Source organism: Streptomyces sp. NPDC023573 (assembly GCF_055559735.1).
Genome location: NZ_JBVHKB010000005.1, coordinates 612413 through 629987 on the forward strand (window position 1 = coordinate 612413; position 17575 = coordinate 629987).

Consider the following 17575-nt stretch of genomic DNA (forward strand, 5'->3'; position numbering starts at 1 on the left):
GGTCGGTTTCTACGTACTTCATCTACGTACGGTTGTTCTCCCGTAACACTGCCACGCCGCTCCTCATTCCGAGATACCAGGTCCGATCCGCGAGACGAATTCGTCCCAGTAGCTGGGCAGTGCCCTAAATGGGTCGATTTGCCCCTTCGCGTCGTCCCGGTCCGTGAAGAAGACCGTGCCCGCGCCCTGCCAGCGGGCGATGCGCATGGCCTCCTCCAGGTGGGTGCGGGGGACCCCGTGGACGAAGTGCGCGAAGCGGCCCGGTTCGTACGCGGCGGTCCACTCGGCCACCTGGGACCAGCGGTAGTCGGTCCAGGGCCCCCGGAAGGTGACCAACTGGTCGGCGGCCTCGGCGTAGCCCGGGTGCGGGTGGGTGCCGTGGCCCAGGACCAGCCGCCCGCCCTCCTCGTCCGCGCTGTCGCTGTCGGCCAGCAGCGCGGAGAGGGTACCGGTCAGCCGGCGGACCCCCTGGAGCCCGTCGCGTCCGTCCGGGCAGCGGTCCAGATAGAAGCCGCCGACGCGGTACCAGTCGATGTAGGACCGGGCGTCGGTGATCAGCTCGCCGAACGGACGGCCGCCGAAGGCCAGGTCGAGGTGGCCCAGCAGCCTGCCCCCGGACGCTCGCACGGTGTCCTCGGGCGCCTCCCCGTGCAGAGCGCGCTCGCGGGCGTTGCGCAGCCGTCCGGCGGCCTCCAGGCAGTGCGGGTCGGGCCGGGCGCCCGGCCCGTCGTCGATGTTGAGGACGGCCCAGTGCAGCGGCGTGCCCGGCCGGTTGAGCCCGGCCCATTCGGCGGGTGCGAGCAGCGGGTGCGCATATCCGGGCACCCCGACGCCGAGCTGTTCCGCCCCGCCGGTCCGCAGGGTGGCGCCGGTGCCGGTCAGATACGGCACGCCGCCTCCATCCAGATGTCCGCGAGGGACTCCTCCAGATTGATGCGGGGCCGCCAGCCCAGCCGGTCCCTCGCGGTGCGGACATCGGCCTGCTGCCAGGCACCGCAGCCGTCGGGGTAGGGGGACGGGGTCGCGGCGAGGTGCTCCACGACCGATTCCGAGGAGGTGCGGGGGGCTCCGATGGGAAGCCTGCCGGGGGGTGTGTCGAGCTCGTGGAGCGCGCCGGCGTAACCGGCGACCCTGGCGAGGACCGACGCGGCGTCACGCAGCCGCACGGCCCGGCCGGTGCCGATGTTGACGACGCCCTGGGCGGCGGAGAGCGAGGCGGCGTGCACGGCACGCGCCACGTCGCGTACGTCGACGAAGTCGCGCTGCACCCCGAGGCCGCTGAGCTTGAGTTCGGGGTCGCCGGTCTGCATGGCGCGGCGCATGGTCTCGGCGAGCCGGCCGAGCGGGGAGCCGGCCGGGGTGCCGGGGCCCACCGGCGAGAAGACCCGCAGGACGACCGCGTCGAGGCCTGAGCCGAGGACCAGCTCCGTGGCGGCGAGCTTGCTGACGCCGTACGGGCCGCCCGGACGGGGCACGGCGTCCTCGGCGGTGGACGAGCCGGGCTGCGAGGGCCCGTACTCGGAAGCGCAGCCGACCTGGACGAGCCGTGCGCTGCACCCGCTGCGCCGCATGGCCTCGCAGACGGTGGCCACGGCGACGGTGTTGTGGCGGGTCAGGTCCCGGGCCCCGCCGCGGGTGGCGCCCGCGCAGTTGACGACGACCCCTGGGTGGACGGCGTCCAGGAAGCGGGTGAGCGCTCCGGGGCTGCCGCCCGCGAGGTCGAAGCGCACGTCGGCGTCGTCGCCGCGGCCGAGCGCCGTGAGGTGAACGGCCGGGTCGGCGAGCAGCCGGTCGGCGACGAAGCGCCCGAGGAACCCGTTCGCTCCGAGCAGCAGAACCCTCATCGCGCGCCCCCTCGGTGCCGACGGCGAGCTGCCGGTGCGGGGGATTGGGGGGTCATGTCCGGTGTCTCCTTGAGGAAGGTGTGTGCGGTACGGGAGACCCGCGGCGTCGGCTCCGCGGGGTGGTGCGGGCCCCGGTCAGGCCGTGGCGTGGGCGGATGCCCGGGTGAGGGTGACCGAGGCGTGGACCAGCAGCCCGAACGCGGCGATGCCGCAGGCGAGTACGGGTACGCCGCCGGGTCCGGCCGCGACGACGACCGCGTCGACCGGCCGGGCGAGGAGGCCGAGGCCGGGCAGCCGCCCGGCCAGGACCAGGAAGGGGGCCGCCACTTCGACGGCGCAGGCGGCGGCGAGTGCGGTGGCGGCGGGTTCGGGGAAGCCGTGGACGGCCAGCAGCCGGGCCAGGAAGAGCAGGGCGCCGAGGGCGGCAGGGCCCACGGGAGGACCTCCCGCGCCGGGGTGGCCGAGGTCGGCGAGGAGCAGCAGCACGGTCAGCGCGCAGAGGAAGAGCGCGAGGACGCCGAAGAGCAGGGGGCGCACACCGGCGCCGAAGTCCGACAGGCCGTGGGATCCGGCGAGCCGGCGGCGCGCGTGCACCGCGAACAGGTGGGCGCACCAGGCCGCGGGGGCCAGGGCGAGTGCGAGCCCGAGCAGGGGGGCGGGTGCGGCGGTCCAGTGGCCGTCTGGTCCACCGCTGATGACCTGGGCGAGCAGGTCGTCGCCGTACACGACGTAGCCGAGGAGCCAGCAGACGTACAGCGAGACGCCACCGGTGCCGTCCGGGGCGCGCAGCGGGCCGCCGCGCAGGGCGAGCCGGAGCCCGAGTAGGACGAGTACCGCCCCGGCGGCGGTCACCGCGAGCCGGGCACCGCCGCCGAGCACCTCCTCGGTCGCCCTGAGCGTCCCGGCGGTCGCGAGGCAGGCGGCGCCGGGGAGCAGCGCCGGGAGCGTCCATCCGGCCCGCGCCTCGTCGGCGGGGTCCGGCTGCGGTCCCGGGTCGCGGGGGGCGGCTCTTCCCGCGCCGGGGACGCGGGCGTAGAGCTCCTCCGCGAGCGAGAAGACGTCACGGTGACGGTAGCGGGCGGCGGTCCGGTCGGTGAGCCCGTGCGCCTCCAGGCCGGCGGCGATCTCCAGCGGGTCGACGGCGCGTTCGCAGAGGTCCCGGTGCCGGTGCATCAGCGCCTTCACGGGGTCCGCCGGACCGCGCCTGACCACCGGCCTGCGGTCGGGGTGGTAGGCGATCTCGGGAGCCCGGACCGCGGAACGGACCGCACCCGGCCTCTCGTCCGCCTGCCCGCCCCCGGCGTCCTGGTCCGGGGTGTCGTTCGGTCCACCCATCGGGGCTCCTCCGTGATCGCGTCCGCTCGTGCCGTCACGCATCGCCCTCACCCGCCCCGCGTGCGCCCGCGCACACGCTCTCCTCGCCGAGCGCCCAGCTCGGCACCCGGGAGGCGCCCGCGACGGCCCCGGCGGGCAGCGCCACCGGCATCAGGCCGGCGGGCAGAGCACCCAGCACATGGGCCTCCGGTGGTGTGGCGAAGGGGCGCGGCGGGCCGGCCGGATCCTGCGGGTCCCGCACCGTCGCCCATCGGGCCGGGGCGTGACCCACCAGGTCGAGGTAAATGCCGCGAAATGCCGTGAGGTTCTGCTCGACGGTGAAGAGTTCGAGCGCCCTGGCGCGCGCCGCCGCGCCCAGGCGCGCGCGGCGCTCCGGGTCGCGCAGGAGCGCGACGCAGGCGTCGGCGAGCGCCCGCGGGTTCCGCGGGGGCACCACCAGCCCCGTACCGCCGACGACTTCGACGACGGCGCCCACATCCGTCGAGACGGTGGCCCGGCCGCAGAACATCGCTTCGACCAGGCTGATGGGAAACCCCTCGACGACGCTGGAGAGCACGACGACGCCGCCCGCGGCGTAGGCCTCCGCGAGGTCGGGCACCTCGGGACCGCCGATCTCCTCGAAGGTGACCGGGTTGTCGCCGACGGTGTGCGCGTCCGTGGCCTCGTCGGGGAAGAGCTGGGCGGCCAGCGCCCGGCAGTGGGCGAGGTAGCTGTCGCCCTCGCCGCCCTGGACGGGTGCGCCGAAGACGCGCAGCCGTGCGTCGGGCTCGGCCCTGCGCACCTCGGCGAAGGCGTGGAGCAGGGCGATCAGGTCCTTGGCGGGTTCGATCCGTCCGACCCACACCAGGGTGCCGGGGCCACCGTCGTCGTCCCCCTCCCCCACGGCCCGGAACCGGCCGGCCTCCATGCCCGGGTAGACCGTGCGCAGCTTGCCGCGGTCGGCACCGAACCGCTCCTGCCAGCGGCGGACATGGGTGTTACCGGGGGTGATCAGCGCGGCCTGCCGGTAGATCTCGGTGGCGAGCAGCCCGTGGAAGTTGGCCAGCAGTGCGCGCACCGGCGCACCGAGAGGGGCTTCGGGCGCCGCCAGGTAGTGGGCCCGCAGCGGCACGCCGTGCTCGGTCACCAGCAGCGGCACACCGAAGAAGCGTTTGGCCAGCAGCCCCGGCAGAGCGGCCGCGCCGCCGGAGGCCGCATGGCAGAGGTCGACCGCGCCGAGACCGTCCTCGTCGTACCAGTCGAGGGAGAGGGGGCGCAGGGTGCGCTCCAGCTCGGCCACGAAGGCGAGGTAGTCCGGGACGGTGGCGCCCTGGACGGTCCGCCCGGTGCCGGGAGCACGGCAGGCCGCCTCCACGATGCGTACGGCCGTCTCGGAGCGCAGGGCGTGGTGCAGCCCCCCGCGCTCCCGCGCCAGTTCGGCGAGGCCGTAGAGAGCTTCCGTGAAGAGCCCGGCCTCCTCGTTTTCCGGCCTTGCCTCCGCGCCGGCGCAGACCGCGCCGACGAGCGCCGTCATGTGCGCCGTGAAACGCCACCGGTCCCGTCGTCCGTACGAGCGGCCCAGGCCGGTGGCGATCCTGCCCGCCAGGCCCCTGGGGCGCTCGGGGTGCCGGGGGTCCTCCTCGTGCGTCCACATCGGCGCCGTCCGCACCCGGCCGACCCGGTCGGGGAGTCTGACCCAGCCCTGCTGTTCCTGGTCCGCGGAGCGGCTGAGGGCGAAGAGGTCGAACTCGTGCTGGGGAAGACCGCGCACGAGGCGGTCGCACCAGAGTCTGGACTCACCGGTCGCATACGGATAACCACCGTCCGTGAGGAGTCCGATCCGCACGAGCACACCCCCGATCTCCCTTGTGGGCAGCCGCCGTTGCCCGGCGACTCACAGCGGGACGACCGTATGCGGATACACGGGCGGCGCGACGGACGGTTGTCCGTCGCGCCACCGAAAGGGGTGAACCGGCGTAACTTTCCCGCCCCAGTCGCGTTCTGTTGCGATATGCGGGCGCTTGGTGACGCACAGTCAGGCTGCGGCCAGCTCCGGCCCCGACCCGTCAGCCGGCGTCCGGTCGCCGATCCGCCGCACGACGGCCGGACGCGGGCGACGAACCCGGGTCCGGCGGAGTGCGGCCTGTCGGCGGTTCAGCTGCCCGGATACACCCAGGGGTTGGGGCGGCACTTGATGCCGTCCAGATCCAGGGTCTTGGTCTGCTGCTGCATCACGGGCGCCAGGGCGCCGGGGGTGCGGCAGCTCACGTGGTTGTGCCCCAGCCGGTGGCCGACCTCGTGGTTGATCAGCATCTGACGGTAGGCCAGGAGCTTGTCCGGCCCGAAGGTCGAGGCACCCTGCGCCCAGCGGTAGGCGTTGATCATCACGCGGTCGGTGGCGGCGGAGTCGCAGGAGACGTTGTCCTCGGTGGTGTCCAGGCCGGACTTCGCACACCAGACGCCCGTGGTCCCCGGGCTCGCGAGAGTGATGACGAAATCGGGTTCGCCGGAGGAGATCCGCTCGAAGGTCATGGCGCCGTTGTGCGCCCAGCTGCGGTCGTCGTTCAGCGTCTTCTGCACCGCTTCGGCGAACAGCCCCGCGTCGAGGCCCATCCCCTGTTCGACGTCGATCCGGTACCGGTGCTTGTCCCCCCGTCCGGGAGCCTTCGCCAGCCCCGGCACCGCCTCGAACTTGCCGGACGCCTTGAGGTCCGGTGCCAGCGGGAAGGCAGTGGCCATCTTCTGCGCGTACGACAGGGGCTTGACCTCCTGCCGCTTCACCTCCGGGGTCGCCCGGTCGACCGAACGGGAGGCGTCCTCGGAGTCCTGCCGGTCGACGCCCGTGCTCCGCGTGCCGTCCCCCGCGCTCCCCGAGTCCTGTGCCACCTGCCCGGCGACCACGACCGCGAGCACCGTGGTCACGGCGGCGGCCGCGATCCCCGTGAACGCGCGGCCCTTGCCCCCCTTGGCCTGCGGGGTGTCCTCTCCGGCCGGCGCCTCGTCGGGCCCGCCGGACTCCATCGAGGTCCGGGCCGGCTCCTCGGGCGGGGCCGGGGGCGCGGGACGCCCGGGGGCGGTGTCGAAGGCCTCCAGGAACTCCCTGCGCGGGCCCGGTATCAGCGCGGCACCGCCGGTCTGTGGCCCGGCCGTGCGCCGCCCGGCCGCCTGCTGCGCCGCCCGCTGCCGCGCCATGGCGTCCTGCCTGGCCCGGAAGAGCTCCTGGGCACCGGGGCCCTCGGGGTCCCTCCGGCCGTCGTGTCCCGGCTGCGGCCCGGTCCCCCAGCCGCCGCCCGGTTCACGCTGTTCGGGGTGGCCGCCGCGCACCCGCGGGGCCTCGGCGAACGGACTGTGCCCGTCGCGCGGAGGCGGTGTGACGGGGTCCCGCCCGCGCCGGCCGGTGCCGCGCTCCGCACCGGTACCTGTCGCGGTCCCGGTATCGGGCCGGGTGGCCTCGGGGCCCTTTCGGCTGTGTCGTCCCACGCCCCGGATCAGCTCCTGCCACGTTCGTCGAGCAGTTCCCGGAAGGCCTGGGCGACCGCCTCCGGGTACTCCATCATCGCCACGTGCCCCGCCTCGGGCAGTGTCAGCAGGCGCGACTCACGGAAGGCCGCGGACGCCCTGCGCGCCATCCGGTACGAGACCAGCTGGTCCCGTCCGCCGTACACCAGCAGGGTCGGTGCGAGCACCCGCTCGGCCTGGCGCCACAGCCCGTGCTGTCCGCCCAGCGTGTAGGCATCGACGATGCCCCGCGCCGAGCGCGTCATGGCGTCCCAGAAGTACGGCAGTTCAAGCCGGCGCTCCATCTCGGCCACCGCGTGGCGGAAGGCTTCGTCGGAGATACGTGCCGGATCGCCGTAACAGAGTGCCATGGCGCCACGGGTGCGCTGCTCCGCGGTCCAGTTCCGGGTGAGCCGGACGAACAGGGATGCGACGCCCGGGAGTGCGAGCAGGGCGGTCGGCACGGCGGGCCGCTGGACCCGGATCTCGGGCAGGGCCGGGGAGACCAGCGTCAGGGTGCGCACCAGATCGGGCCGGACGGCCGCGACCCGGGTGGCAACGGCGCCGCCCAGAGAATTACCGAAAAGATGGACGGGACCACGCCCTCCGGCGTCCAGCAGCCGGACCACCGCCCGGGCGTGTCCGTTGATGGAGTAGTTGCCGTCGTCCGGCGGCGGGGAGTCCCCGAAGCCGGGCAGATCGACCGCCTCGCTGTCGAGCGTGTCCGCCAGCAGCGGCATCAGGGCCGACCAGTTCTGGGAGGAGCCGCCCAGCCCGTGCACGAAGAGGGCGGGAGACGCGTCCCCGGTCTCCGGCGGGCGGGAGCGGACGGTCAGGGTGAGGCCGGGCAGCGCGACGGAGCGCAGCTCCTCACCCTCCGCGACCCGGACGGCACTGACCGTAGGTGCCACCGCGGCGGCGGCGGCGTCGATACCGGGCAGCTCGGTCGAAGACATGGGGCAATGTTACGAGACGATCACGCGGTGGTTCATGTGTTCGCGGTCACAGGCCGCATCGCGCCCCCGGGGGCTTGCTCCTAGGCTGCAAGGGAAGAAGGAAGGGAGCCATGATGACGGTCGACCCCAGCGACCCCGAGACGTTCGAGGATCCGCAGCAGGACGAACCGGACCCCGAAGCCCCCGAAGCGGACGCCGCCGAACAGCAGGCCGCCGTCCGGCCGGAGGGCGACGAACCGCTCACCGGAATCGACCGCTCCACCGCGAACGAGGCGGACGCGGCGGAGCAGGCCCGCGTGGTCACACAGGATGAGGACGATTACCGGTAAAACGCACCGCTTTGCGGCATGGGCCGACGTTTCTGTGGCTACCGCAGCCGTCCGGTCCGTGAAATTCTGCGTCCGCGCCGCGCACACCCGGGTTACTCAAAAGTACGATGGCCCCACGGCGCAGCGTTCACGTACGGCTGTGTTCGATCACGAATTTGGGAGGCGGCGTGACAGCCATCGAGCAGACAGAGGCGGCGCGCCCGCGGGGCACCCGGCTGCCCCGCCGTGCCCGACGCAATCAGCTGCTGGGCGCCGCCCAGGAGGTCTTCGTCGCCCAGGGCTACCACGCGGCGGCGATGGACGACATCGCCGAGCGGGCCGGCGTCAGCAAGCCGGTGCTCTACCAGCACTTCCCCGGAAAGCTGGAGCTCTACCTCGCCCTGCTCGACCAGCACTGCGAGTCACTGCTCCAAGCGGTCCGTACGGCGCTCGCCTCGACCACGGACAACAAGCTGCGCGTCGAGGCGACGATGGACGCCTACTTCGCGTACGTGGAGGACGAGGGCGGCGCCTTCCGTCTCGTCTTCGAGTCCGACCTGACCAACGAGCCGGCGGTCCGCGAGAGGGTCGACCGGGTCTCACTGCAGTGCGCGGAGGCCATCTCCGACGTCATCGCGGGCGACACGGGCCTGTCCAAGGACGAATCGATGCTGCTCGCGGTCGGCCTCGGCGGCGTCTCCCAGGTCGTGGCGCGCTACTGGCTCTCCAGCCCGTCCGGCATTCCGCGCGACTCCGCCGTGCAGCTGCTGACGTCGCTGGCCTGGCGGGGCATCGCCGGATTCCCGCTGCACGGTGCCGATCAGCACTGAGCACGGTGTGAGCCGCGGCCGGTGTTCGCTGCGGGCGTTGCCGGTCGACCCGTGGTCCGTCCCTTCACCGGGCTAATGTGTGCTGCGTACGGCGCGGTTCACCGCGCAGAGACGGACCGTCGGAGGGACATAGCCGTGGAGGTCAAGATCGGGGTGCAGCACACGCCCCGCGAGATCGTTCTGGAGAGCGGACTTTCCGCCGAAGAGGTCGAGAGCGCGGTCGGCGAGGCGCTCAACGGCAAGGCGCAGCTGCTCAGCCTCACGGACGACAAGGGCCGCAAGGTCCTGGTGCCGGCCGACCGGATCGCCTACGTGGAGATCGGCGAGCCCAGCACCCGACGGGTGGGATTCGGCGCGCTGTAGCCCGCGCGACACGGCAGCAGAGGTGGAGGCCCGGCGGAATCGTCCGCCGGGCCTCCACCTTTTCTCCCCGGAACCGGCTCGGGGCTCTTCCCTCGGTGGGGTTCACGGCGGCCGCTGAGGGTTGTATCGCGCGAGCCCCGGGTAGGACGGCCTACGACCGACCGACCGTCGCGAAATCAGCAGCGAGGTGACCCCTGTGCTCTGGGAATCCATCAGCGCCGTCGTGCTCGGAGTCGCCCTGTCCTGGGTGGTGCTCCGCTCCCTGCCCGGCCGGCTCCCGTCCTCCCGCGTGGTGTTCGTCACGGGCGGACTGGGTGCCCTCTTCGGCGCGTACCTGACGCATTCGACACTGGGCTCCGGCCATGTCCTGGCCACACCCGCCGGTGCCGTGCTGGTCGGGGCGGTGACGCTGTCCCTGCTGATCCGCCCGCGCTCCGGCAGGGCGGTGCGCTCGGCGGCGGCCCAGTAGGACCCGCCGTCCGGACCACCGGGCCGCGAGACCGGGTCAGGCCGCGAGGCCGAGCGCGGCCATCCGCTTGGTGTGCGCCTCGGTGATCCGGGAGAACATCCTGCCGACCTCGGCCAGGTCGAAGCCGTCCGCCACGCCGCCCACGAGCATCGTGGACAGGGCGTCGCGGTCCGCGACCACCCGCTGCGCCTGCGAGAGTGCCTCGCCCATCAGTCTGCGCGCCCACAGGGCCAGCCTGCCGCCGAGGCGGGGCTCGGCCTCGATCGCGGCCCGCACCTTTTCGACCGCGAAGTTCCCGTGGCCCGTGTCGTCGAGCACGGAGAGGACCAGGGAGCGGGTGTCCGCGTCGAGGCGGGCGGCGATCTCCCGGTAGAAGTCGCTGGCGATCGAGTCGCCGACGTACGCCTTGACCAGGCCTTCGAGCCAGTCGGACGGAGCCGTCTGACGGTGGAATTCGTCCAGTGCCCTGGCGAACGGTTCCATGGCGGAGGCAGGCGATTCGTCGACGGCCGTGAGCCGGTCGGCCAGCTGCTCGAAATGGTGGAATTCGGCGGACGCCATCTTCGCCAGTGCCGCCTTGTCGCCGAGTGTCGGCGCGAGTTTCGCGTCCTCGGCGAGCCGCTCGAAGGCCGCGAGCTCCCCGTAGGCGAGCGCGCCGAGGAGATCCACGACCGCGGCGCGGTACTGCGGGTCCTCGGACGCGGTGGCCCAGTCCTGGGCGGCGATACCGGTCGGTGCGGGTGCTTCGTCGGATGCTGCAGTGGCGTTGTCAGGCGTCTCCATGCAGCGCAGAATAGCCCGCTCCGCCAGGGACCGAAGGGCCCGCTCAGCGGGAGACATCACACCGATCCGATGAATTCGCCCAACACGCATGCGCGAATCCGGGGTACAGTGGTATTGCGCTTACTGAGCATTTGCTGTGCCAGAAGCGCGACCTTGAATGAGGATGCCCGGTCGGTGGCCCGATCGGCTCCGACCCGACAGCCCTCCACGCGGGGCGTACACCACGTACGACCGCAGATGAGGGGCCCCCTCAGCGGCACGAGCGCTCGAGCGACGGCAGTGGTCCCGCGCCACCCGGCCCATCCACGGCCGGATGACCAACCCCGGCACGGTACGACCCCCAGCGTTCGCCTCGGGCCGCGTCTCACAGAAGAGGCAGCACCCTGACTACGTTCCGCGACCTCGGAATCCTTACCGAGACGGCCGAAGCCCTCGAGGCGGTCGGCATCACGTCCCCCTTCCCCATCCAGGAGATGACGCTCCCCGTAGCGCTCTCCGGCTCCGACGTCATCGGCCAGGCCAAGACCGGCACCGGCAAGACGCTCGGCTTCGGTCTTCCGCTCCTGGAGCGGGTGACCGTCCCCGCCGACGTCGAGGCCGGCCGCGCCGCGCCCGACAAGCTGACGGACGCGCCGCAGGCTCTGATCGTCGTCCCCACCCGCGAGCTGTGCCAGCAGGTCACCAACGACCTCCTGACCGCCGGCAAGGCCCGTAACGTCCGCGTTCTCGCGATCTACGGCGGCCGGGCGTACGAGCCCCAGGTGGAGGCCCTCAAGAAGGGCGTCGACGTCGTCGTCGGCACCCCGGGCCGACTGCTCGACCTGGCGGGCCAGCGCAAGCTCGACCTGTCGCACATCCGCGTCCTGGTCCTCGACGAGGCCGACGAGATGCTCGACCTGGGCTTCCTGCCCGATGTCGAGCGCATCATCACCATGCTGCCGCCGAGGCGCCAGACGATGCTGTTCTCGGCCACCATGCCCGGTGCCGTCATCAGCCTCGCGCGCCGCTACATGTCGCAGCCGACGCACATCAACGCCACGTCGCCCGACGACGAGGGCACGACGGTCAAGAACACCGTGCAGCACGTCTACCGCGCGCACAACATGGACAAGCCCGAGATGGTCTCCCGCATCCTGCAGGCCGACGGCCGCGGGCTGGCGATGATCTTCTGCCGCACGAAGCGGACGGCCGCCGACATCGCGGAGCAGTTGGAGAAGCGCGGTTTCGCGTCCGGCGCGGTCCACGGCGACCTCGGCCAGGGCGCCCGTGAGCAGGCGCTGCGCGCCTTCCGCAACGGCAAGGTGGACGTCCTCGTCTGCACCGATGTCGCCGCGCGCGGCATCGACGTCGAGGGTGTGACCCATGTCATCAACTACCAGTCGCCCGAGGACGAGAAGACCTACCTCCACCGCATCGGCCGTACCGGCCGCGCGGGCGCCAAGGGCATCGCGATCACGCTGGTCGACTGGGACGACATCCCGCGCTGGCAGCTGATCAACAAGGCGCTGGACCTGAAGTTCCCGGACCCGCCGGAGACGTACTCCACGTCCCCGCACCTGTACGAGGACCTCAGCATCCCGGCCGGCACCAAGGGTGTCCTGCCGCGTACCGAGCGGACCCGTGCGGGTCTGCGCGCGGAGGAGATCGAGGATCTCGGCGAGACCGGCGGCCGCGGCCGCAAGTCCGCCGCCTCCGCCCCGGCACCCCGCGAGGAGCGTCCGCCGCGCACGCCGCGTCAGCGCCGTCGCACGAGGGGCGGCAGCGTCACCGACGAGGCCGCCGCCGTCACCGTGCCCGCCCCCGCCGTCGAGTCGACCGACGAGACGACCGACGAGGTCACGTCCGAGCCGCGCACCCCGCGCCGTCGACGGCGTACCCGTGCGGCCGCTCCCGAGGCCGTGACCGAGGCCGCGGTGGCCGTGGCCGAGACCCCGGTCGTCGAGCCCGCGCCCGTCGTCGAGGCCGAGCCGGCCCCGGAGGCCAAGCCGCGCCGTCGCCGTGCGCGTGCCACGACCGCGGCCGTCGCCACCGAGCCGGCCCTCGCGCCGGCCCCGGCCGCCGAGCCCGTGGTCGACTTCCAGACCGTGGCCGTCGCCGCGCCCGCGGCGGAGCCCGTCGCCACCAAGCCGCGCCGCCGCGCCCGGGTCGTGAAGCCGGCCGACGAGGTCGACTTCCAGATCGCCCCGGCCTCCGAGCCGGTGACCGAGACCAGGTCACGCCGCCGTCCGCGTGCCGCCGTCAAGCCGAAGGCCGAGGCTGTGGTCCCCGCGGCGACCGCCGAGGACACGGCGGAGACCAAGCCGCGCCGTCGTCGGCCGCGCGCCGCCGCCGCGGAGAAGGCGGAGACCGCCGCGGTCACCGAGGCAGCGACGGAAGGCGAGGCGCCCGCGAAGCCTCGCAGGCGCCGGTCCCGCGCGGCGGCAGCCGCCGAGACGACCGAGGGCTGATCTCCGGCCACCGTTTCACCGACGTACGGCCCCGGTTCCCGCTCTGCGGGGCCGGGGCCGTACGTCTGCCCGGGCGCGGCCGGGCGCCCGGCGATACCCTCGGCCCCATGAGCCGGCCTCCCACCTTCATCCCGCCCCCCTGTGCCCGTGCCCGCGTACTGCGTACCGAGCGCGGGGACTTCGCCGTGCTGGACGCCGCACCACCGGCGGGCGCGCACTCGACCGCCCTTCTGCTGCCCGGGTACACCGGCAGCAAGGAGGACTTCATCGCGCTGCTCGAACCCCTCGCCGACGCCGGGTTCCGCGTGCTGTCCGTCGACGGGCGGGGGCAGTACGAGACCGAGCGGACGGACCGTCAGAACCGTTACGAACAAGTCGAGTTGGCGCTGGACGTCCTGGCCCAGGCGGCCGCCGCCGACGACACCGCGCTGCCCGGTGCCATCCATCTGCTCGGGCACTCCCTCGGCGGTCAGATCGCCCGGGCGGCGGTCCTGCTCGACGCCACGCCCTTCCGGTCGCTGACCCTGATGTCGTCGGGCCCCGCCGAGATCGACCCCGCACAGCAGCAGAAGGCGCGGCTGCTCAGTGACGCGCTGAGCCGCTGGAGCATGGACGAGGTCTGGCAGATGATGCGCGCCATGGACCCGCCCGAGGACGCGGACACGGGCGACGGCGAGGATCTGCGCCGCCGCTGGACGCTTCACGACCCGGCCCAGCTGATCGCCACCGGCGCGCAGCTGTCGTCCGAACCCGACCGGGTGGACGAGCTCGCCGCGCTCCCCCTTCCCGTGCACGTCGTCTCGGGCGAGCGCGACGACGTCTGGCCGCTGCCGCTGCTCGACCGGATGGCCGAGCGGCTCGGCGCCCACCGCACCGTGATCGAGGGCGCCGAGCACTCCCCGAACACGGCCCGGCCCCAGGAGACCGCCGCGGCCCTCGTCTCGTTCTGGAAGAGCGTCTGAGCTTCCCCGGGGGCCCGCCGGCCGGTGTCAGTACTGCGCCTGGAGGTGCTGCCAGAAGCCGTCACGCAGCGCCCTGCGCAGATGGGCGTGGCCGCGCAGCGAGTGCTGGAGGAGCCGCTCGGCCTCGACGAGCAGGTCCTGGTCGACGGAGCCCGGCAGGTAGGGGTGCCCCGGCAGCAGGTCGGCGAGGGCCTCGCGGCCGCGCGAGGAGAGCCAGCCTGCGGCGATCTGCGCGCCGACGAAGCGGACGTCCTCGCGCGCGGGCGCCGGGCTGTCGTCCTCGTACATCGTGACGGAGCGCCGGGTCACGTACGGGCGGCAGAAGTCGAGGTCGAAGGTGCGCTGGCTGTCGACCTCCCAGAGCAGCGGCTCGGCCTGGTTGCGGCCTTCGCCCGCCTCGATGCCCCAGAGGTGGACGCGGGCACCGTAGCCCTGGGCGGCCTCGACGGCCGAGACGAGGTCCTCGTCGCCGCCGACGAGGGCGGCGTCGCTGATGGCGCGGTGCCTGGCGAGCGACTCGAGGTCGGTGCGGATGAGTGAGTCGACGCCCTTCTGCTGGTTGTTGGCGTTCAGATTGCCCAGCCTGACCTTGACGTCGGGGAGTTCGGCGATGGACTGCTGCTCGACGGTGTGGATCCGGCGCCTGGCCCCGTCGTACCAGTACACGCGCAGCAGCCTGCTGTCCGCGAAGATCGTGCGGGCCTTGTCGATGAAGGCCTCGATCAGCCCTTCCGCGTCCAGGTCGAAGGACCGGCGGTCCTCGGTGCCGGTGACCAGGAGCCCTGCCGCCGCGTAGACGTACCCCGCGTCGACGAAGATCGCGTGGGTGGAGGGGGTCTTCGACACCTCGGCGAGTACGCGCTGGAGCAGCTCGTTGGTGCGGTCCAGCTGTTCGCGGATGCCCGGCCCCTCGTCCGTCCACGTGTCCGGGTGGCTCATGCGGGCCTCATTGTCTGCACACGGCTGATTACCGACGGGTACTTAGACATCCAAAAAATTTCCTTAGCGTAGGGAATGTTTGCAGTAGGCAAGTCGTTGTACCCCCTGAGGAGCGCGAGACGCAGACGCCTTGCGCTCCCCATCCTTGCGGACGGCAAGCCCGTCCTCTCAGTAGTTCTCCAGCAGGAGGATCAGACGAAGGGAAGCCATATGCGCTTCGAGATCATGCGACTCGACGATGTCGACGGTACCGCCGTGGACAGCACCGTCGTGGACGCCGCCTCCGTCAACCGGATCGTGCAGCAGGCCGCGGCAATGGGCCAGCGCATCTACATCCGGCCGGCCGACACGTCGGCTTCATAACACCTTGCATTGCTCGGCGTCGCTGGTTTCGAGCGGATGACATGAGCTGAAGACGAAGCGCCCCCGCACGGAAGGCCCGTGCGGGGGCGCTGTGGTGTCCGGACCGTGCGCGCCTCAGGAGTTCTGGATGACCTGGGTGACGCCGTTGATGATCTGCTGCACGGCGATGGCCGAGAGCATCATCCCGGCGAGCCGGGTCACCAGGACCACACCGCCGTCCTTGATCACACGGATGATGAGCAGCGAGTACCGCATGGTCACCCAGAGCACGACGTGCATGGCGACGATCGCCGACCAGACGGAGACCTGACCGGCCGTCCCGTCGGCGTTCTGCACCGCGAGGATCACGGAGACGATCGCACCGGGTCCGGCGAGCAGCGGCATGCCCAGCGGTACGAGGGCGACGTTGACGTCCTTGGTCTGCGTCGGCTCGTCCGTCTTGCCGGTGAGCAGGTCCAGCGCGATGAGCAGCAGGAGCAGCCCGCCCGCGATCATCAGCGCCGGGACGGAGACATGCAGGTAGTCGAGGATCTGCTGGCCGAGCAGGCCGAAGACGGCGATCACGCCGAAGGCGACGGCGACGGCCTGCAGAGCCATCCTGCGCTGCACCTTGGCGGGGCGGCCCGCGGTGAGGGCCAGGAAGATCGGGGTGATTCCAGGTGGATCCATAATCACGAAAAGGGTGAGAAAGAGGGATCCGAAGACAGCGATGTCGAACACGGTGAGCCTTGCGAGAGAAGAGCGGGCCGAACAGGAGGACGCGCGCCGGCGGGCTCGATGGCGCCCGGGCGCACGGGGATACGACAGGAAGAAGAAGGGGCGAAGGACCCGTTACGCGGGAACCGGTCCGCCGGCGCCCGGCACGGGGAACGCTCCCGTGGCGCGCCGGGTGATCTCGCCGTAGATCTCGGGGTCGGTGGTGTACTCCCCGAGCCGGACGGTCTTGCGTGAGCCGTGGTAGTCGCTGGACCCGGTGGGCAGCAGGCCCAGCTCGGCGGCGAGCCCCCGCAGCCGGGCCCGGGTGGGCTCGTCGTGGTCCATGTGGTCGACCTCGATGCCGTCGAGCCCGGCGTCGGCCAGCCGCGCGATCACGGCTTCCGGGACCACCTCGCCGCGCTTGACGGCCAGCGGGTGGGCGAAGACGGTGACGCCGCCCGCGGCCTTGACCAGCCGGACCGCGTCGAACGGGTCGAGTTCGTGCTTGTCGGCGTACGCCCGTCCGCCGTTGCCCAGCCAGGCCGAGGTGAAGGCGTCGGAGACGGTGTCGACGACGCCGAGCTCCACGAGCGCGGTCGCGACGTGCGGGCGGCCGACCGAGCCGTTCCCCGCGATCCGCGCGACCTGCTCCCAGGTGACCGGGACGCCCAGCTCCTGAAGTCTGCGCACCATGGCCTGCGCCCGCGGGACCCGGTCGTCCCGGACGAGCTCGCGCTCACGGGAGAGCTCGGGCTCGGACGGGTCGAAGAGGTAGGCCAGCATGTGCACGCCGATGCCGTCGACGCGACAGGAGAGCTCGGCGCCGGTGACGAGCGTGAGCCCTTCGGGGAGGGCGGCCAGCGCCTCCGCGTGGCCTCCCACCGTGTCGTGGTCGGTCAGCGCTACGACGTCGAGGCCCGCCGCCGCCGCGTTGGCCACCAGCTCGGCGGGGGTGTCCGTGCCGTCCGAAGCGGTGGAGTGGGTGTGCAGATCGATGCGCACGACGCGTACTCCGGAGCTGGCGGGCGGACAGGGGACGCTCAAGGATAACCGCCGGGCGTCACCCGTCCGGTCCCCCGCCACCGCCCCCGGGTCAGGGCCGTGTGAGCAGCCGGGGGGTGAGGGCCCCGCACGGCAGGAGGTCCACTTCCCCTCCGGCGTCACGCAGGTCGGTCAGCACCAGTTCGTCGTACATCAGGAGCCCGGACTGTTCGGGCCAGACGATCGCCCAGAGCCACAGGCCACGCGCCTCGCCCGCGAAGACCGCCCGGTCGGCGGGGGCGTTCCTGACGTGCCAGAGCGGGGTGGGGCGTCCCGCCGCGAGCACCTTGGCGTCGGGGGCGGCCTCGACGGCCAGTCCGGAGCCGGGGTCGGGGCCGTCGATGCCCGCGTAACGCGCGCCGAGCCCGACGCCGAGCTCCTCGGCGACGAGCAGCAGTTCCCCCATGCCTCCGAGCGGGCCGGGGCCCGAACAGACGACGGCGGTGGCCCGGCCACCGCTGCGGTCGTCGCCCGCGTACGCCGCGCCCGTGAACAGCCAGCCCACCGGGAGCGGCCAGGGCATCCACACCGGCACCTGGGCCCGGTGGACCACCACGCCCAGCGCCTCGACGCTGGGCGGGACCACCGGCTGCATCGGGTGCACCTGGCCGTGCGCGGAGCACTGCCAGGCATCGGCGAAAAGGCCGGGCGCCCTGACCCGGCCACCGCACTTCGGGCAACTGGGTTCGCCCCTCATAACGCCCAACGGTCCTCCCCGGTCGTCGCCGCGTCAAGGACGATCACCCGTCCGCAGCGCGGCTC

18 protein-coding genes are annotated in these 17575 nt (G+C 72.8%); 7 read left to right on the forward strand and 11 right to left on the reverse strand.

Features of this window, described 5'->3' with window-relative positions; all coding sequences use genetic code 11:
• Positions 1-63 precede the first annotated feature (63 nt).
• From ACZ32T_RS19820 to ACZ32T_RS19845, 6 genes are all read right to left on the reverse strand, one after another.
• Entirely contained in the window at positions 64-891 is an 828-nt protein-coding gene (locus ACZ32T_RS19820) for a spherulation-specific family 4 protein (RefSeq protein WP_467368002.1), read from the reverse strand.
• On the reverse strand, positions 879-1844 hold the full coding sequence (locus ACZ32T_RS19825) for an NAD-dependent epimerase/dehydratase family protein (protein ID WP_467272469.1): 966 nt from the start codon (positions 1842-1844) through the stop codon (positions 879-881). The genes ACZ32T_RS19820 and ACZ32T_RS19825 overlap by 13 nt, the downstream gene beginning before the upstream one ends.
• Before the next feature lie 135 nt (positions 1845-1979).
• Positions 1980-3179: a hypothetical protein gene (locus tag ACZ32T_RS19830; RefSeq protein ID WP_467368004.1), complete on the reverse strand. Its 1200-nt coding sequence runs from the start codon at positions 3177-3179 to the stop codon at positions 1980-1982.
• A 34-nt stretch (positions 3180-3213) separates the two neighbouring features.
• Positions 3214-5004: a DUF3492 domain-containing protein gene (locus ACZ32T_RS19835; protein ID WP_467272473.1), complete on the reverse strand. Its 1791-nt coding sequence runs from the start codon at positions 5002-5004 to the stop codon at positions 3214-3216.
• Between the two features lie 308 nt (positions 5005-5312).
• On the reverse strand, positions 5313-6638 hold the full coding sequence (locus ACZ32T_RS19840; RefSeq protein ID WP_467368006.1) for a DUF3152 domain-containing protein: 1326 nt from the start codon (positions 6636-6638) through the stop codon (positions 5313-5315).
• 8 nt (positions 6639-6646) lie between these two features.
• Complete coding sequence (locus ACZ32T_RS19845) at positions 6647-7612, reverse strand: alpha/beta fold hydrolase (protein ID WP_467368008.1); 966 nt, start codon at positions 7610-7612, stop codon at positions 6647-6649.
• Between the two features lie 113 nt (positions 7613-7725).
• Between ACZ32T_RS19845 and ACZ32T_RS19850 the strand changes: the two genes are divergently transcribed.
• The 4 genes from ACZ32T_RS19850 (at position 7726) to ACZ32T_RS19865 (ending at position 9582) form a co-directional block, all read left to right on the forward strand.
• Positions 7726-7941 carry a hypothetical protein gene (locus ACZ32T_RS19850; protein ID WP_467272521.1) on the forward strand — a complete coding sequence of 72 codons (216 nt, stop codon included), beginning with the start codon at positions 7726-7728 and terminating at the stop codon, positions 7939-7941.
• 167 nt (positions 7942-8108) lie between these two features.
• Positions 8109-8750: a TetR/AcrR family transcriptional regulator gene (locus tag ACZ32T_RS19855; protein ID WP_099174612.1), complete on the forward strand. Its 642-nt coding sequence runs from the start codon at positions 8109-8111 to the stop codon at positions 8748-8750.
• Between the two features lie 135 nt (positions 8751-8885).
• Positions 8886-9113, forward strand: a complete 228-nt coding sequence (locus ACZ32T_RS19860) for a DUF3107 domain-containing protein (protein WP_167526138.1) — start codon at positions 8886-8888, stop codon at positions 9111-9113.
• A gap of 196 nt (positions 9114-9309) precedes the next feature.
• Positions 9310-9582 carry a hypothetical protein gene (locus ACZ32T_RS19865; protein WP_467272482.1) on the forward strand — a complete coding sequence of 91 codons (273 nt, stop codon included), beginning with the start codon at positions 9310-9312 and terminating at the stop codon, positions 9580-9582.
• 36 nt (positions 9583-9618) lie between these two features.
• Here the strand turns inward: ACZ32T_RS19865 and ACZ32T_RS19870 are convergent, their stop codons facing one another.
• Complete coding sequence (locus ACZ32T_RS19870; RefSeq protein ID WP_467272485.1) at positions 9619-10365, reverse strand: ferritin-like fold-containing protein; 747 nt, start codon at positions 10363-10365, stop codon at positions 9619-9621.
• A 473-nt stretch (positions 10366-10838) separates the two neighbouring features.
• Between ACZ32T_RS19870 and ACZ32T_RS19875 the strand changes: the two genes are divergently transcribed.
• On the forward strand, positions 10839-12812 hold the full coding sequence (locus tag ACZ32T_RS19875; protein WP_467368012.1) for a DEAD/DEAH box helicase: 1974 nt from the start codon (positions 10839-10841) through the stop codon (positions 12810-12812).
• Positions 12813-12919: 107 nt separating this feature from the next.
• The gene (locus ACZ32T_RS19880) at positions 12920-13774 is read left to right on the forward strand and encodes an alpha/beta fold hydrolase (RefSeq protein WP_467368014.1); all 855 of its coding nucleotides are present in this window, start codon (positions 12920-12922) and stop codon (positions 13772-13774) included.
• 27 nt (positions 13775-13801) lie between these two features.
• Here ACZ32T_RS19880 and ACZ32T_RS19885 read toward each other — a convergent pair whose 3' ends face one another.
• Entirely contained in the window at positions 13802-14713 is a 912-nt protein-coding gene (locus ACZ32T_RS19885) for an NYN domain-containing protein (protein WP_467272492.1), read from the reverse strand.
• A 210-nt stretch (positions 14714-14923) separates the two neighbouring features.
• Between ACZ32T_RS19885 and ACZ32T_RS19890 the strand changes: the two genes are divergently transcribed.
• On the forward strand, positions 14924-15076 hold the full coding sequence (locus ACZ32T_RS19890; protein WP_014154223.1) for a hypothetical protein: 153 nt from the start codon (positions 14924-14926) through the stop codon (positions 15074-15076).
• A 114-nt stretch (positions 15077-15190) separates the two neighbouring features.
• Here ACZ32T_RS19890 and ACZ32T_RS19895 read toward each other — a convergent pair whose 3' ends face one another.
• The 3 genes from ACZ32T_RS19895 to ACZ32T_RS19905 all read right to left on the reverse strand — a co-directional run bounded on the left by ACZ32T_RS19895 (position 15191) and on the right by ACZ32T_RS19905 (position 17510).
• Positions 15191-15796, reverse strand: coding sequence for a MarC family protein (locus ACZ32T_RS19895; RefSeq protein ID WP_467272495.1), 606 nt, complete (start codon positions 15794-15796; stop codon positions 15191-15193).
• Positions 15797-15907: 111 nt separating this feature from the next.
• Positions 15908-16774 carry a PHP domain-containing protein gene (locus tag ACZ32T_RS19900; protein WP_467272496.1) on the reverse strand — a complete coding sequence of 289 codons (867 nt, stop codon included), beginning with the start codon at positions 16772-16774 and terminating at the stop codon, positions 15908-15910.
• Between the two features lie 91 nt (positions 16775-16865).
• Positions 16866-17510, reverse strand: coding sequence for a DUF6758 family protein (locus ACZ32T_RS19905; RefSeq protein WP_467272498.1), 645 nt, complete (start codon positions 17508-17510; stop codon positions 16866-16868).
• Between the last annotated feature and the right edge of the window lie 65 nt (positions 17511-17575).